This is a genomic window from Streptomyces sp. NPDC005866, from assembly GCF_040629895.1.
Taxonomy (GTDB): Bacteria; Actinomycetota; Actinomycetes; order Streptomycetales; family Streptomycetaceae; genus Streptomyces.
The window spans coordinates 129,284-142,785 of record NZ_JBEXWP010000022.1; the positions used below are offsets into that span (position 1 = coordinate 129,284).

Below are 13,502 nucleotides of genomic sequence, written 5' to 3' on the forward strand. Positions count from 1 at the left end.
CGTCGTCGTCTCCCCCCGCCGTAACCGATACGCGCGGACCATGGCGGGTGACCGGATGACGTCCGCAGGGCGCTTGGACCGCTCCGAGAGCTTCGCGGAAGCGCTGCTGGGAGCGGTTCTCGACCGCGCGCACGAGCTCCCTCCCCATCTGATCGGGCCGCTGGTCGCCGACGTGGTGGAGCGGTTGGGGGGCCGCCGTCCGCAGGTGCTGCTGCAGGACTACGGGCAGTTGCTGCTCGTACCGCTGCCCGGCGAGGGCCTCACGGACGGCAAGCCGCAGCTGATCGACGACTCCCAGGCGGGCCGCTGCTTCCTCGACGCGGTCCCCGTCGAGGTGTCCGACTACGACGGTGTACGGGTCCACCTGCCGCTGCTGGACGGTGGAGACCAGGTTGGGGTCATGACGGTGACGCTGGACTGTGTCGATGACGACGACCGCCGCCTGCTGCGCAGGCTCTCCGGCCTGGTGGCCGACCTGCTCGTGACCAAGCACGGCTACTCCGACCTGTTCTTCCGTGTTCGACGCGGTGAACCGATGAGCGTCGCCGCGGAGATCCAGTGGTCCCTGCTCCCACCGCTGGCGATGATCATGCCTCGGGTCGCCGTTGCCGGGATCCTGGAACCCGCCTATGACGTGGCGGGTGACAGCTTCGACTACGCGCTCAACGGGGACGTCCTCCACGTGGTCATGATCGACGCGATGGGGCACGGCCTGGACGCAGCCACGATTGCCACCGTGGCCATCGGCGCCTACCGCCACGCCCGCCGCGCCGGCACCGGGCTGTCGGTGATCTACGACTTCATGGACCGCGCTGTGGCGGAGCAGTTCGGTCCCGAGCACTTCGTCACCGCGCAGATGATGCAGCTGGACACGACGACAGGACACGTCCAGTGGGTCAACGCAGGGCACCCGGCGCCGATCCTCGTCCGTGACCACCGCGTCGCGGGCCGGCTGGTTGCCCCGACGACCCTGCCGGTTGGCCTGGGTGGTTCGGAGCCACGGATCAGCGAGCTGGTGCTGGAACGCGGGGATCGCGTCCTGTGCTTCACCGATGGACTGATCGAGGAGCACAGGACCGGCGGGGAGGAGTTCGGGGAGGACCAGCTGATCGACTGTGTGAACCAACTGGAACGAACCGGCCGAGGGATCCGGGCGGTGACGCGCTCCCTGTCCCACACGCTCAAGCGGGCGCGGGGCGGACACACCACGGATGACGCGACGCTGCTCATGGTGGAGTGGTGCGGCTGACCCCCCACTGTCCTCCGGCATCACCCGCCGGCCTCGGCGTGACTACGGCCGGATTTAGTTTCAAACGATACCGTATCGATTGAAGTAGTAGTCTGGCCTCATGGCCGCCGACGTTCCTGACCAAACCGCTGCCTCGCGCGCGACGGACCGCCCGGGTGATACCTCACCGTTCGCTCTCGGCCTGCTCCTGCGCCGGGCGCACTGGCACGCGGCCGCGGTGATGGGGGAGGCGCTTCGGCCGCTCGGTATCGAGCTGCGGCATCTGGCGGTGCTGATCGTGCTCGTCAACCGCGGCCCCACGGTGCAGCGGGATCTCGCGGCGGCGACGGGGTCGGACAAGGCCGGAATCATGCGGGTCGTGGACGACCTGGAGCGGAAGGGCCTGGCCGTACGCAAGGCCGTTCCGGGGGACCGGCGGGTGCGGGCGGTGGAGATCACGCCTCAGGGACTGGAACTCTTCGACGCCGCCCATGTGGCGGCGGAGCCGCTGGCTGAACGTCTTGCTGCCGAACTGGGTTCTGGCGAGGCCGAGCAGCTGAGGGATCTGCTGACCCGCCTTGCCCATCCCGCGGACGACGAGGCGTAGGCGCGCCCACGCCCCCGTTGCCGTCGGCCTGGACCTCGACTTCATCGTCCCGGAACTCACCATGGCCGCCCGCAGCCCGGCCATGTCCGAACTGGTCCCTCTCTACGAGGCGGGGTGCCTCTGAGGACGGCCTCCAGGTAGTTCTGCACGAACTCGTAGCCCTCGCGCGGGGTGCCCGGCGCGTAGGAGCCGCCGCGGCTGGCGAGGACGACGGCCGGGGTGCCCTGGGCGGAGGGGGTCTCCCCGGCCGTGCGGCCGAGCAGGAGCACGCTGTCCAGCCAGGCCTTGAGGGTCGAGGGGATCGATTCGACTTGTCCGTCTTCCCCGGCGAGGCATCGTCGTCCCGTTCCGTCACGGCCGCCTTCCGCAGGACATGGGAGGAGCAGCACCCGGAGGGCACGGTGATCTACCGCGACCTCGCCGCCGACCCCGTCCTGCACATCACCGCCGACGCCTGCTCCCCCGGGTACGCCGTCCCCACCCAGCGCACCCCGGAGCAGTCCGCCGCGTTCGCCGTCCGCGTGCAGCTGTGGAGCAGCGTGGCCATGGAGGTCTCCAAAGTGCGGTGCCCGAGGCAGGGAGCCATGGGCCGAGGGTCACCGAGATGCTTTCACACGAGACTGTATCGAATGATACTGTCGTAAGTGAATCGAAGGTAGACCTGTTCAGGTGGACCTATTCGGCGGGTGGAGAAAGGTGATCATGGACGTCTACGAGGCGGTCACGAGCCGACGGGCGGTGCGCGGGTTCACCGACCGCCCCGTCCCGAGGGAGACGCTGGAGCGTGTTCTGTCCGCCGCGGCCTGGGCGCCGTCCGGATCGAACCTCCAGCCGTGGCACGTGTACGTGGTGACCGGCGCGCCACTGGCCGAGATCAAGAAGCGCGCCGGCGCGCGCCTGGCCGCGGGCGACCCCTGGGACGAGCCGGAGTACCTGCAGTACCCGCCCGTGCTGAAGTCGCCCTACCGCGAGCGCCGGTCCGCCTTCGGTGAGCAGCGCTACGGCGCACTCGGTATCCCGCGCGAGGACCTCGAGGCCCGTCAGAGGGCCGCCTCCGCGAACTGGCAGTGTTTCGGCGCGCCCGCCGCCCTGTTCTGCTACATCGACCGCGACCTGGGCCGCCCCCAGTGGTCCGACGTCGGCATGTATCTGCAGACCGTCATGCTGCTGTTGCGCAACGAAGGGCTGAACAGCTGTCCGCAGATGGCCTGGGCCAAGTTCCACAGGACCGTCGCGGAGGTCGTGTCACCCCCGGACGAGCTCGTCCTCTTCTGCGGCATGTCGATCGGGTACGAGGACATCACGGTGGAATACGCCCGCACAGGCCGGGCGCCGCTCGGCGAGACGGTCACGTTCGTCGACGGTCTCTGACGCCCCGACACCTTCACCCTGGACGAGCTCGGCCGGATCACCCTGTCCCACAAGGGCCACAACCGCCCGGTCGTCACCGACCCCACCGCTGGCATGTTCGCCGTGCTCAAGGGCGACGTCCTCACCGACAAGAACGCCCACCTCGCCCCCACCGCTGCACCGACTGGCTCTCCTGATCCGCCGGCCACGTGCTGCCGGTGGCTCACCGAGCAGGCCGGGCCTCAGCCGGCGTTGAGTTCCGTCAACTCGGTCAGCGGGAGCGTGTGCTGGGTGTGCAGGACCTTCGCGCGCAGGTAGCGGACGTTGTGAACGGTGCGGAAGACGCCGGTCGGGACACGGTCGCGGACGGTGACGCCGAGGCCGCGCAACTGCTCGGCCTTGTCGGGGTTGTTGGAGAGCAGGTCCAGGTCGGCGATGCCGAGAGCGGACAGCATCTGGGCGGCGGCCGTGTAGTCGCGGGCGTCCTCGGGGAGGCCGAGGGCGGCGTTCGCCTCGTAGGTGTCGAGGCCCTGGTCCTGGAGGGCGTAGGCGTCGAGCTTGTTGTACAGGCCGATGCCGCGTCCCTCCTGGCGGAGGTAGAGCAGGACGCCACCGCGCTCCGCGATGCGCTCGACGGCCTCGCGCAGCTGGGGTCCGCAGTCGCAGCGGGCCGAGCCGAAGACGTCGCCGGTCAGGCACTCGGAGTGCAGCCGGACCAGCGGGAGCGTGCCGGGTGCGGGGTCGCCGAGGACGACGGCCACATGTTCCTGGCCGTCGGTGAGGCCATGGAAAGTGACGAGTTCGGCGTTGACGCTGTAGCCGTCGGTGAAGCGCAGCGGTACCCGGACACGGGCGCGCTGGGTGGCGACGGGGAAGTCGGGCATCGGGTCTCCTGTGTCCGGGTGCGGGACGGCTGTCCCTACGGGACGGCGCGGGTTGTGCTTCAGATTTGAAGCAGATCCACAGCTGGAACCCTACCCCCTGCTTTAAATTTGAAGCAACAGATTTCCGTGCGGTTTCGGGAAACCGGGGTTCACGACCCGGAACAGGGAGACGATCGCCGCCGCCACGGAACCTCGTCGGACGTCGGCCGCGGAGTCGTCGCGTCACCCTCCAGGGCCCGCGTGATCACCGAGCTGATCTCTTCCAGCTGCTCCACCTGCTCCGCGGAGAGATGGTCGAACACCGCCGCCCGTACCGTCTCCACATGCCCCGGCGCCGTGCGCTCCAGCACCGCCATGCCCTCGTCGGTCAGCAGCGCGAAGCTGCTGCGCTTGTCCCACGGGCAGTCCTCGCGCCGGACCAGCCCGTCCTTCTCCAGCCGGGTCACGGCGTACGTCAGCCGGCTCCGGGTGATCTTCGACTTCTCCGCGAGATCGGTCATGCGCAGCTTGCGCTCCGGTGCGTCGGAGAGGTTGGCGAGGATCGAGTAGTACAGATGCGGCATGCCGGCGTCCTGCTGGAGCTGCCGGTCGATCGCGTCCTCCAGGAGGTGCGTCGCCGCGATGTACGCGCGCCAGGCGCGCTGCTCCTTCGGAGTGAGCCAGCGAGTCTTCATACGACCAGTATAGTTTTGTTTCAAACTTTAACCAAGCGTCCAGTGCACAGCCCGCCGCCGAGAGTGAGCGCGTCCGATGCCTTACCCCTACGTCCTGCTGTCCGCCGCCGTCTCCCTCGACGGCTACCTCGACGACACCGGCCCCGACCGGCTGCTGCTGTCGTCCCCGGCCGACTTCGACCGTGTCGACGAGGTACGGGCCTCCGTCGACGCGATCCTGATCGGCGCCGGCACGATCCGCGCGGACAACCCGCGGCTCCTGGTCAACGACCCCGGGCGGCGCGCGGCCCGGGTCGCCGCCGGCAAGGCCGAGTACCCCCTCAAGGTCACGGTCACCGCGACCGGCGACCTCGATCCGGACGCGAAGTTCTGGCACACGGGCGGCGAGAAGGTCGTCTACACCACGGAGACCGGCGCGGAGCGGGTCCGCGGCCTCGGCATCGCCGCGGACGTGGTCTCCCTCGGCGCCGGCCTCGACTGGCCCGCGCTGCTGAAGGACCTGCACGAGGCGCGAGGGGTCGACCGCCTGATGGTCGAGGGCGGTGGCACCGTCCACACCCAGCTCCTCCAGCAGGGCCTGGCCGACGAGCTCCAGCTGGTCCTGGCCCCGCTCTTCGTCGGCGACCCGAAGGCACCGCGCCTGTTCGGCCCGGGCGGGTACCAGGCCGGGCGGCTGCGGCTCCTGGAGAGCCGCCGTATCGAGGACGTCGTCCTGGCGCGGTACGAGCCCACGGCCCCCGGCACGGGTGCGTCGGCGTCCGCCGCGGACCGCCACTGGCTGCGGCTCGCCTGCGAGCTGGCGGCCGAGTGCCCGCCCTCCCGGACCGCGTTCAGCGTCGGCGCGGTGGTCGTCGCGGCCGACGGCACGGAACTGGCCCGCGGCCACTCCCGGGAAGCCGGCGACCCCGTCGTCCACGCGGAGGAGGCGGCCCTGGCCAAGCTCCCGCCCGCCGACCCCCGGCTGGCCACGGCCACGGTCTACACCAGCCTGGAACCCTGCACCCACCGCGCCTCCCGGCCGCACCCCTGCGCCGAGCTGATCCTCAGGGCGGGCGCACGGCGGGTGGTGACGGCGTGGCGTGAGCCGGACACGTTCGTCGCGGCGGCCGACGGGACGGGGATGCTGCGGGAGGCGGGGGTGGCGGTGCTGGTGCTGGGCGAGTACGAGGACCTGGCGAAGACCCCGAACGCGCACCTGCTGACCTGACCTCGCCTTAACCCGTGTGACTCGCACTCTTCTGATGGCGTATGCTGGTTTCAACGACGCGGGGTGGAGCAGCTCGGTAGCTCGCTGGGCTCATAACCCAGAGGTCGCAGGTTCAAATCCTGTCCCCGCTACTGAAAGACCAGGGCCGGAATCCGAGATCGAGGATTCCGGCCCTGAGTCATATCCCGGCACGTGTTCCTCATCACACTCTTCCGTACTCATCCGCCCGGCCCACACCACTCGCCCGCCCGGCTGACGCCCGCAAACCTGGACGGACACACATTGGACACAGGGGACATATGGGGAGTCGTACCGTGGGTACCGTGGGCCCTGGAAAGGGGCAGGAGGACGGGTTCGTAGCCGCCCGCACCCTGGCCCGTTACCTGCCCGCCCTGCTGATCTTCGCCGGTGTCGTCTACGACCTCCTCACCCCGAGGGGCTTCACGGCTGTCCCCTTCTTCACCGCCGCTCCGCTGATCGCCGCGCCCCTCTCCTCGCTCCGCACCACCGTCCTGACCGGCCTCGCGTCCTTCCTCGCCGTCTACACGGTGCACGCCCGCTACACCTTCCGCCCCGACGTCAGCACGATCACCGAGCTCCTCACGGTGGCCACCGTCGCCGCCCTCGCCGCAGGCATCAACCAGGTCGTCCGCATCGGCGATCGGCGCCTCGCCTCCGCCCGCGAGATCGCCGAGGCCGCCCAGCGGGCCGTCCTGCCCGAGCCCGCCGAGCGGATCGGCGGCTTCGAGATCGCCGCCCGCTACGAAGCGGCCCAGGAGGGCACCTTCATCGGCGGCGACCTGTATGCCGTCCAGGACACCCCCTACGGCGTACGACTGGTCGTCGGCGACGTCCGGGGCAAGGGCATGGGCGCGGTCGCCGCCGTCGCCGTGGTCATCGGCGCGTTCCGGGAGGCCGCCGAGCAGGAGGCCACGCTGGAGGCGGTGGCGGGGCGGCTGGAGCGGGCGCTGGCCCGCGAGGGCGTCCGGCGCGGCGGTGTGGACGCGTTCGAGGGGTTCACCACCGCCGTACTCGCCGAACTCCCGCGCGGCGACGGCACGGTCCGGGTCGTCAACCGCGGGCATCCGCCGCCCCTGCTGCTGCACGCCGACGGCCAGGTGCGCCAGGTAGGGGTGCCGGAGGCCGCGCTGCCGCTGGGAATGGGCGAGTTGGGGGCATGGCCCGACCGGGCCGTCGAGCACGCGTTCCCGAGCGGGGCCACGCTGCTGCTGTACACCGACGGCCTCTCCGAGGCACGGGACGCGCACGGCCGGTTCTACGACCCCGAGCGGCGGCTGGCCGGCCGCACCGTCACCACCCCCGGCATGCTGCTGGCCCGGCTCGCGGCCGAGGTGCGCCGGCACACCGGCGGCGGTATGACCGACGACATGGCGCTGCTCGCCGTACGCCGGCCCTGAGCGTTGTCACGTTCGGTGTCCGGACGAGCGCGCTACGCATAACGTCTGAGTCACCATCAAAACGCGTGTGACTCCTGAGGTGACCAGAACGCTTGGTCAACTTGACCGACTTTGACCGGTCGTGGCAGGTAAGTCCGTGCTTTGAAAGCTTAACGATCAAGACGAACCGCTTGGAATCTGCCAGCCGGGTCTATTAACGTTCGATAACGCAGCGCGGTCGTCCCAGCCGTCACCCGAGACGGCTCCGTGCGCACGCGCCGAATCCCGCAAGGGAACCGGGGAACCACCACCTTGGGGTGAATCGCACGGCTGCCGCCGTAGAACGGCCGGTATACGCGCGTAGGAGACCTTCCCGCTCCGAACCCGTCAGCTAACCCGGTAGGCAGCGGAAGGAAAGGAGTGCGCCCGCGTGGCGTCCAACCGGCCTGCCCCGACAGCCCCGTTCGTACCCAGCCAGCGTCAACCCGAGGCCTACGGCTACGACGGCTACGGCTCCGACGAGGGCCCCTGGGAGGAGTGGAACCCCACCGAGGAGTCCCTCGCCCCGGTACGCGGCCGGCACCGGGTCGCCAAGCAGCGCGGCGGCGGGCTCGCCCGCAGCTCCACGGTTCTCGGCGTCGGCGTCATAGCCGCCGTCGGCGCGGGCGGCATGGCCAGCGCCAACACCGGCAAGCCGCCGGTCTCCATCTCCATGCCCGACCTGCCCTCCGTCGGCACCCTGCTCGGCGAGGACAGTGGCCACAAGGCCACCCAGACCACGCTCAGCAGCGTCACCACGACGACCGCCACCGACGCGGGCTCGTCCTCTTCCTCCTCCGACGCGGGTGAGGCGCTGCGCCACCGGATCATCGCCCAGGCCGAGCAGCAGCAGACCCAGATCGACACCAAGGCCACCGCCAAGGCCGTGGCCGCCGCCGACAAGGCGGTCTCCGACGCGGAGGCCGAGGCGGAGAAGGCGGCGGCCGCCAAGGCCGCCGACGCCAAGGAGAAGGCGCAGGCCGCCGAGAAGCAGAAGGCCGAGCAGGAGCGGCTCGCCGCGCTGGCCAAGCAGTACGCGCTGCCGGTCGTCTCGTACACGATCACCGGAACCTTCGGCCAGGCCGGCTCCATGTGGGCCTCCGGCTACCACACCGGCCTCGACTTCGCCGCCCCCACCGGCACGCTGATCAAGGCCGTCCACAGCGGCACCGTCACGGAGGCCGGCTGGGCGGGCTCGTACGGCTACCGCACGATCATCACCCTCGACGACGGCACCGAGTTGTGGTTCTGCCACCAGTCCTCGATCGGCGTCAAGACCGGCCAGAAGGTCTCCACCGGTGATGTCATCGGCCGTGTGGGCGCCACCGGCAACGTCACCGGCCCGCACCTCCACCTGGAGGTCCACCCCGGCGCCCAGGCCACCGGCATCGACCCGATGACCTGGCTGCGCGGCAAGGGCCTCACCCCCTGACCGTCCCCACTGATCCCCGGCGGCCCTGACGACAACCCCCCGACGTCAGGGCTGCCGGTCCGGTGCGCCCGCGGGAGCTCCGGAGGTCTTCCGCTTTTACGAGAATTTCGCATTGCGACGGCATGGGTCCGCAGGCAGCCGGTGTTGAACTGAGACATGATCGCTTCTTCCGCTTCCCGCTCCCTCCGCAAGCTCGGCGCCTCCGACCTGGAGGTCTTTCCGCTCTGCCTCGGCGGCAACGTCTTCGGCTGGACCGCCGACGAGGCCGCCTCCTTCGCCGTCCTCGACGCGTACACCGCCGCGGGCGGCAACTTCGTGGACACCGCCGACTCGTACTCGGCCTGGATCGAGGGCCACAAGGGCGGCGAGTCCGAGACCGTCATCGGCCGGTGGGTCAAGGCGCGCGGCAACCGCGACGACGTCGTGATCGCGACGAAGGTCAGCCAGCACCCCGAGTACCAGGGCCTGTCGGCCGCCAACATCAAGGCCGCCGCCGACGCGTCCCTGCGCCGCCTCGGCACCGACTACATCGACCTCTACTACACGCACTTCGACAAGCCCGAGATCCCGGTCGAGGAGATCATCGGCGCTCTGGACGAACTGGTGCAGGCGGGCAAGGTCCGCCACATCGCCGCGTCCAACATCACCGCCGAGCGCCTCCAGGAGTCCCTGGACTTCTCCGACCGCGAGGGCCTCGCCCGGTATGTCGCCCTCCAGCCCCACTACAACCTGGTCTCCCGCGACACCTACGAGGGCCCCCTCCAGGACCTGGCCTCCCGCACCGGTCTCGCGGCGGTCCCGTACTTCTCGCTGGCCGCCGGCTTCCTCACCGGCAAGTACCGTCCCGGCACGACGGTCGACAGCGCCCGCGCGGGCAGCGCCGCCCAGTACCTGGAGTCCGAGCGCGGCCAGAAGGTCCTCGCCGCCCTGGACGAGATCGCCGAGGCCCACACGGCCCCGGTCCCCACGGTCGCCCTGGCCTGGCTGGCGGCCCAGCCCACCATCACGGCGCCGATCGCCTCGGCCCGCACCCTCGAACAACTCCCGGCCCTGCTGGGCGTGGCCGACCTGGAGCTGACGGAGGAGGAACTGACGAAGCTGACGGCCGCATCGGCCTGATGATCCGCCGGCTGTCCTTCAGCGGCGCATCCCGGCGGTGCCGAACTCTCCACAACCCCACGGCTAGCTCCGGTACGGGTTGTACGAGGGATACGGCACCGCCGCCCCGTACCAGCCCGGCGCCCCGTAGGCCGACGGCGCATGGCCGCCGTATCCCGGCCAGCCGCCCGGCGCGGCCGTCCGTGCCGCGTACTCCAGCGCCGGCCGCACAAGCTCCCGTCGGCTCCACAGCTCCGTCAGCAGCTCCCGTTCCCGCACCACGAAGTCGGCCCCCGCCCGCCCCCGCTGCCCCCGGCGGCGCAGCAGCGCCAGCGTCGTCGCGTACCCCTCGTACGCGGCGACCGCCTTCCCCGCCGGCTTGCCGAAGTGGTACGCGGCGTACTCCCGGGCCATCTGCCGCGCCCGCATCGACCCCAGCACGAACGGCTCGGACGCCCCAAGCCAGCCGGCGTAGACGTACGCCGGCAACTCCTCCCGCACGATCCGCAGCTCCCGCTGCCGGGTCCAGATCGCCAGCCAGGTCAGCAGCCCGAACGCCGGCACCATGAACATTCCGTACACGGCGAAGAACCCGTGCTGCCCGAAGGTCGAGGAGCCGTTCCAGAACGCGTGCACGCTCATCGCGAGCAGCAGCCCGGCGAGCGGCACCAGCACACGCCGCACCCGCTGCCGTTCCCCGGAGAACGCGGCGATGCCGAAACCGATGCCGGTGAGGACGGTGAACAGGGGGTGCGCGAAGGGGGACATGACGATGCGCACGAAGAACGTCGCGGCGGTGACGGAGGCGATCCCGCTGCCGCCGGTCAGCTGGTCGGTCCCGAAGGCCGTACCGAGGTAGAGGATGTTCTCGGTGAACGCGAACCCGGTGGCGGTGATCCCGGCTATCACCACCCCGTCGACGATCCCGGTGAAGTCCCTTCTGCGGAACAGGAAGACGAGCAGCACGGCCGCGGCCTTGGCGCACTCCTCGACGACCGGCGCTATCACGGTCGCTCCGAGGGTGTCGGCGCTGCTCGGATCCGCGGTCGCCGTCGCTATCCAGCGCGTCGCGAAGCTGTTGGCGACGATGGCTATCAGCGCGGCCGCGCACGCCCCCCAGGCGAAGGCGAACAGCAGGTTCCGCCAGGGCCCGGGCTGGACCCGGTCCAGCCAGCGGAACGCGGCTATGAGCAGCGGCACGGGCAGTACGGCGAGCCCGAGCCCGACGAGGAAGCCCTCCGTGCCCGTCTGCTCCCGCACCAGCGCGAGGATGACCAGGCCGGAGAGAGCGAGCAGCGTGCTCAGCGCCCCATACCGCACCCAGCGCCGCTGCCACCAGCGGGGATGCCGCAGCCCGTCACCGGCGGGGTCCGGGGGATACGACGGGTACGGCGGCGGGGAGGTGGCCACGGCATCGACCCTAACGAGGTGACTCCTGTCGGTGCGGTTCGCCCTGCCGCACCGGATGCTGTACGCGACGGAAGAGCAGATCGTTCACCACATGTCCCTTGTCCAGTCCCTGACCCTCGAAACGGGTCAGCGGCCGGTATGCGGGACGTGCCGCGAAACCGCCCTCCGCCTGTGTGTTCTCGAACTCCGGGTGCGCGTCGAGCACTTCCAGCATCTGTTCGGCGTACGGCTCCCAGTCCGTCGCGCAGTGCACGATCGCCCCCGGCTTCAGCCGGGTCGCGACGAGATCCAGGAACTCGGGCTGGATCAGCCGCCGCTTGTGGTGCCGCTTCTTGGGCCAGGGGTCCGGGAAGTACACCCGCAGCCCGTCGAGCGAGTCGGGTGTGAGCATCTCCCGCAGCAGGATGATCGCGTCGCCGTTGCCGACACGGACGTGGGACAGCCCGTTCTGGTCGGCGAGGTTGAGCAGATTTCCCTGCCCCGGCGTGTGCACGTCGACGGCGAGGATGTTGGTGTCCGGGTCATCGGCGGCCATCTGCGCGGTCGCCTCACCCATCCCGAACCCGATCTCCAGGACGACGGGATTGCCGTTGCCGAACAGCTCACCGAGATCGATGATCCGCTGCCCGTCGATGTCCAGCCCCCACTTGGGCCACAGCCGCTGCAGGGCGTCCGCCTGCCCTGAGGTGACCCGGCTCCGCCGTGGCTGGAAGCTGCGGATCCGCCGCTCGAAGTGCGACCCGGCCGGATCGGCCGTGGGCCCGTCCGGGAACCGCGGCTCCCCCTTGGCCCGGGTGTGCCGGACGGACACACCGGGAGCGTGCGCGGAGTCCGCGCCGGGGGCGGTCCCGGCGGGCCGGGGAGTTTCTGGGGCATTGAGCGAGTCAGACACAGTGGAGTCGATTTTACGGCCAGTGCGGGGCGCAGCGGCGGGGGTCGGACCCGGGTCACACCGAGCCCAGCATCTCCAGTGCCCTGCGTGCCACCTCCCTCCCGATCGGCAGCGAGGCCGTCGCCGCGGGCGAGGGCGCGTTCAGCACATGCACCGTCCGCGCGCCCTCCTTGATCAGGAAGTCGTCGACCAGCGACCCGTCGCGCAGCACGGCCTGCGCCCGCACGCCGGCCGCCGCGGGCACCAGGTCCGCCTCCGTCACGGCCGGCAGCAGCCGCCGTACGGCCTTCGTGAACGCCCGCTTGGAGAGCGACCTCCGCAGCTCCCCGCCCCCGTACCGCCAGTGCCGCCGCGCCAGCGCCCACGCCCCCGGCCAGGCCAGCGTCCCGGCGATCTCCCGGGGCCGTACGACCCCCCATCCGTACCCCTCCCGGGCGAGTGCCGGCACCGCGTTGGGCCCGACGTGTACGCCCCCGTCGATGCCGCGCGTGAGATGCACCCCGAGGAACGGGAACGCCGGATCCGGCACCGGGTACACCAGCCCCCGCACCAGCTCCCGTCGCGCCAGCTCGTAGTACTCCCCCCGGAACGGCACGATCCGCACCCCCGGCTCGTCCCCGGTCAGCCGAGCGAGCTCGTCGCAGTACAGCCCGGCGCAGTTCACCAGCACCCGCGCGCGTACGACATCCCCGCGCGAGGTGAGCACGGCCACGCCCCGCTCCGGCCGCCGGTCCACCCGGACGACCCGGGCGCCGTACCGGATCTCCGCCCCGGAGGCCGCACCGAGCTGCCGGGCGACCCCCACGAAGTCGCACACACCGGTCGTCCCGACGTGTATGGCGGCGAGCCCCCGCACCTCGGGCTCGTACTCCGCGATCTGGGCGGACCGCAGCTCCCGCACCGGGATGCCGTTCTCCCGGCCGCGCTGCACGAGCGCGTGCAGGCGGGGCAGCTCGGCCCGCTCGGTGGCGACGATCAGCTTGCCGGTGACGGCGTGCGCGATGCCGTACTCCGCGCAGAACTTGACCATCTCGGCGGCGCCCTTGACGGCGTACCGTGCCTTCAGCGACCCGGGCCGGTAGTAGACCCCGCTGTGGATGACCCCGCTGTTCCGCCCGGTCTGATGACGGGCGACCCCGGCTTCCTTCTCCAGCACGGTGACCCTGGTACCGGGCGCGGCGCGGCCGATCGCGTACGCCGTGGACAGACCGACGATCCCACCCCCGACGACGAGCACATCGCAGTCGTACGCAACCCCGGCAGACACCCTGCACCACCTCCCAC

General features: G+C 70.8%; 12 protein-coding genes, 1 tRNA gene, 4 pseudogenes and 1 riboswitch. Of the genes and pseudogenes, 11 read left to right on the forward strand and 6 right to left on the reverse strand.

Annotation, left to right across the window (positions count from 1 at the left end; all coding sequences use genetic code 11):
* Nucleotides 1-55: 55 nt before the first annotated feature.
* From ABZ396_RS29050 to ABZ396_RS29060, 3 genes and pseudogenes are all read left to right on the forward strand, one after another.
* A complete protein-coding gene (locus ABZ396_RS29050) occupies nt 56-1,249 on the forward strand; it encodes a PP2C family protein-serine/threonine phosphatase (RefSeq protein ID WP_358917243.1) in 1,194 nt (397 codons plus the stop codon).
* Nucleotides 1,250-1,349: 100 nt separating this feature from the next.
* A complete protein-coding gene (locus ABZ396_RS29055; protein WP_358917241.1) occupies nt 1,350-1,835 on the forward strand; it encodes a MarR family transcriptional regulator in 486 nt (161 codons plus the stop codon).
* 22 nt (nt 1,836-1,857) lie between these two features.
* A pseudogene (locus tag ABZ396_RS29060) lies at nt 1,858-1,947 on the forward strand (FMN-dependent NADH-azoreductase); the annotation flags it as partial.
* A gap of 10 nt (nt 1,948-1,957) precedes the next feature.
* Here ABZ396_RS29060 and ABZ396_RS29065 read toward each other — a convergent pair.
* A pseudogene (locus ABZ396_RS29065) lies at nt 1,958-2,140 on the reverse strand (NAD(P)H-dependent oxidoreductase); the annotation flags it as partial.
* Between the two features lie 6 nt (nt 2,141-2,146).
* On the opposite strand from ABZ396_RS29065, the pseudogene ABZ396_RS29070 reads away from it, so the two are divergent.
* The 3 genes and pseudogenes from ABZ396_RS29070 to ABZ396_RS29080 form a co-directional block, all read left to right on the forward strand.
* A pseudogene (locus ABZ396_RS29070) lies at nt 2,147-2,365 on the forward strand (NAD(P)H-dependent oxidoreductase); the annotation flags it as partial.
* A gap of 172 nt (nt 2,366-2,537) precedes the next feature.
* A complete protein-coding gene (locus ABZ396_RS29075; protein WP_358917239.1) occupies nt 2,538-3,206 on the forward strand; it encodes a nitroreductase in 669 nt (222 codons plus the stop codon).
* A gap of 3 nt (nt 3,207-3,209) precedes the next feature.
* A pseudogene (locus ABZ396_RS29080) lies at nt 3,210-3,382 on the forward strand (LysR family transcriptional regulator); the annotation flags it as partial.
* A 45-nt stretch (nt 3,383-3,427) separates the two neighbouring features.
* Here ABZ396_RS29080 and ribA read toward each other — a convergent pair.
* Nucleotides 3,428-4,069: a GTP cyclohydrolase II gene (ribA, locus tag ABZ396_RS29085; RefSeq protein ID WP_358917238.1), complete on the reverse strand. Its 642-nt coding sequence runs from the start codon at nt 4,067-4,069 to the stop codon at nt 3,428-3,430.
* Between the two features lie 149 nt (nt 4,070-4,218).
* Nucleotides 4,219-4,743 carry a MarR family transcriptional regulator gene (locus ABZ396_RS29090; protein WP_358917236.1) on the reverse strand — a complete coding sequence of 175 codons (525 nt, stop codon included), beginning with the start codon at nt 4,741-4,743 and terminating at the stop codon, nt 4,219-4,221.
* A 76-nt stretch (nt 4,744-4,819) separates the two neighbouring features.
* Between ABZ396_RS29090 and ABZ396_RS29095 the strand changes: the two genes are divergently transcribed.
* The 5 genes from ABZ396_RS29095 to ABZ396_RS29115 all read left to right on the forward strand — a co-directional run bounded on the left by ABZ396_RS29095 (nt 4,820) and on the right by ABZ396_RS29115 (nt 9,937).
* The gene (locus ABZ396_RS29095; protein ID WP_358917234.1) at nt 4,820-5,950 is read left to right on the forward strand and encodes a dihydrofolate reductase family protein; all 1,131 of its coding nucleotides are present in this window, start codon (nt 4,820-4,822) and stop codon (nt 5,948-5,950) included.
* Between the two features lie 57 nt (nt 5,951-6,007).
* Nucleotides 6,008-6,081, forward strand: a tRNA-Met gene (locus ABZ396_RS29100).
* Nucleotides 6,082-6,273: 192 nt separating this feature from the next.
* Nucleotides 6,274-7,368 (forward strand): PP2C family protein-serine/threonine phosphatase, encoded by a 1,095-nt coding sequence (locus ABZ396_RS29105; protein WP_358917232.1) that lies wholly within the window; start codon nt 6,274-6,276, stop codon nt 7,366-7,368.
* A gap of 245 nt (nt 7,369-7,613) precedes the next feature.
* Nucleotides 7,614-7,770: riboswitch (cyclic di-AMP (ydaO/yuaA leader) on the forward strand.
* A 7-nt stretch (nt 7,771-7,777) separates the two neighbouring features.
* The gene (locus ABZ396_RS29110) at nt 7,778-8,818 is read left to right on the forward strand and encodes a M23 family metallopeptidase (RefSeq protein ID WP_358917230.1); all 1,041 of its coding nucleotides are present in this window, start codon (nt 7,778-7,780) and stop codon (nt 8,816-8,818) included.
* Between the two features lie 156 nt (nt 8,819-8,974).
* Entirely contained in the window at nt 8,975-9,937 is a 963-nt protein-coding gene (locus tag ABZ396_RS29115; protein ID WP_358917229.1) for an aldo/keto reductase, read from the forward strand.
* 63 nt (nt 9,938-10,000) lie between these two features.
* Here ABZ396_RS29115 and ABZ396_RS29120 read toward each other — a convergent pair whose 3' ends face one another.
* Genes ABZ396_RS29120 through lhgO form a run of 3 tightly spaced genes read right to left on the reverse strand, consistent with a single transcriptional unit; the run spans nt 10,001 to nt 13,485 of the window.
* The gene (locus ABZ396_RS29120) at nt 10,001-11,326 is read right to left on the reverse strand and encodes a PrsW family intramembrane metalloprotease (protein WP_358917227.1); all 1,326 of its coding nucleotides are present in this window, start codon (nt 11,324-11,326) and stop codon (nt 10,001-10,003) included.
* Nucleotides 11,327-11,336: 10 nt separating this feature from the next.
* Nucleotides 11,337-12,218 carry a tRNA (guanosine(46)-N7)-methyltransferase TrmB gene (trmB, locus tag ABZ396_RS29125; protein WP_358917226.1) on the reverse strand — a complete coding sequence of 294 codons (882 nt, stop codon included), beginning with the start codon at nt 12,216-12,218 and terminating at the stop codon, nt 11,337-11,339.
* A 55-nt stretch (nt 12,219-12,273) separates the two neighbouring features.
* Complete coding sequence (lhgO, locus tag ABZ396_RS29130) at nt 12,274-13,485, reverse strand: L-2-hydroxyglutarate oxidase (RefSeq protein ID WP_358917224.1); 1,212 nt, start codon at nt 13,483-13,485, stop codon at nt 12,274-12,276.
* Nucleotides 13,486-13,502: the final 17 nt, after the last annotated feature.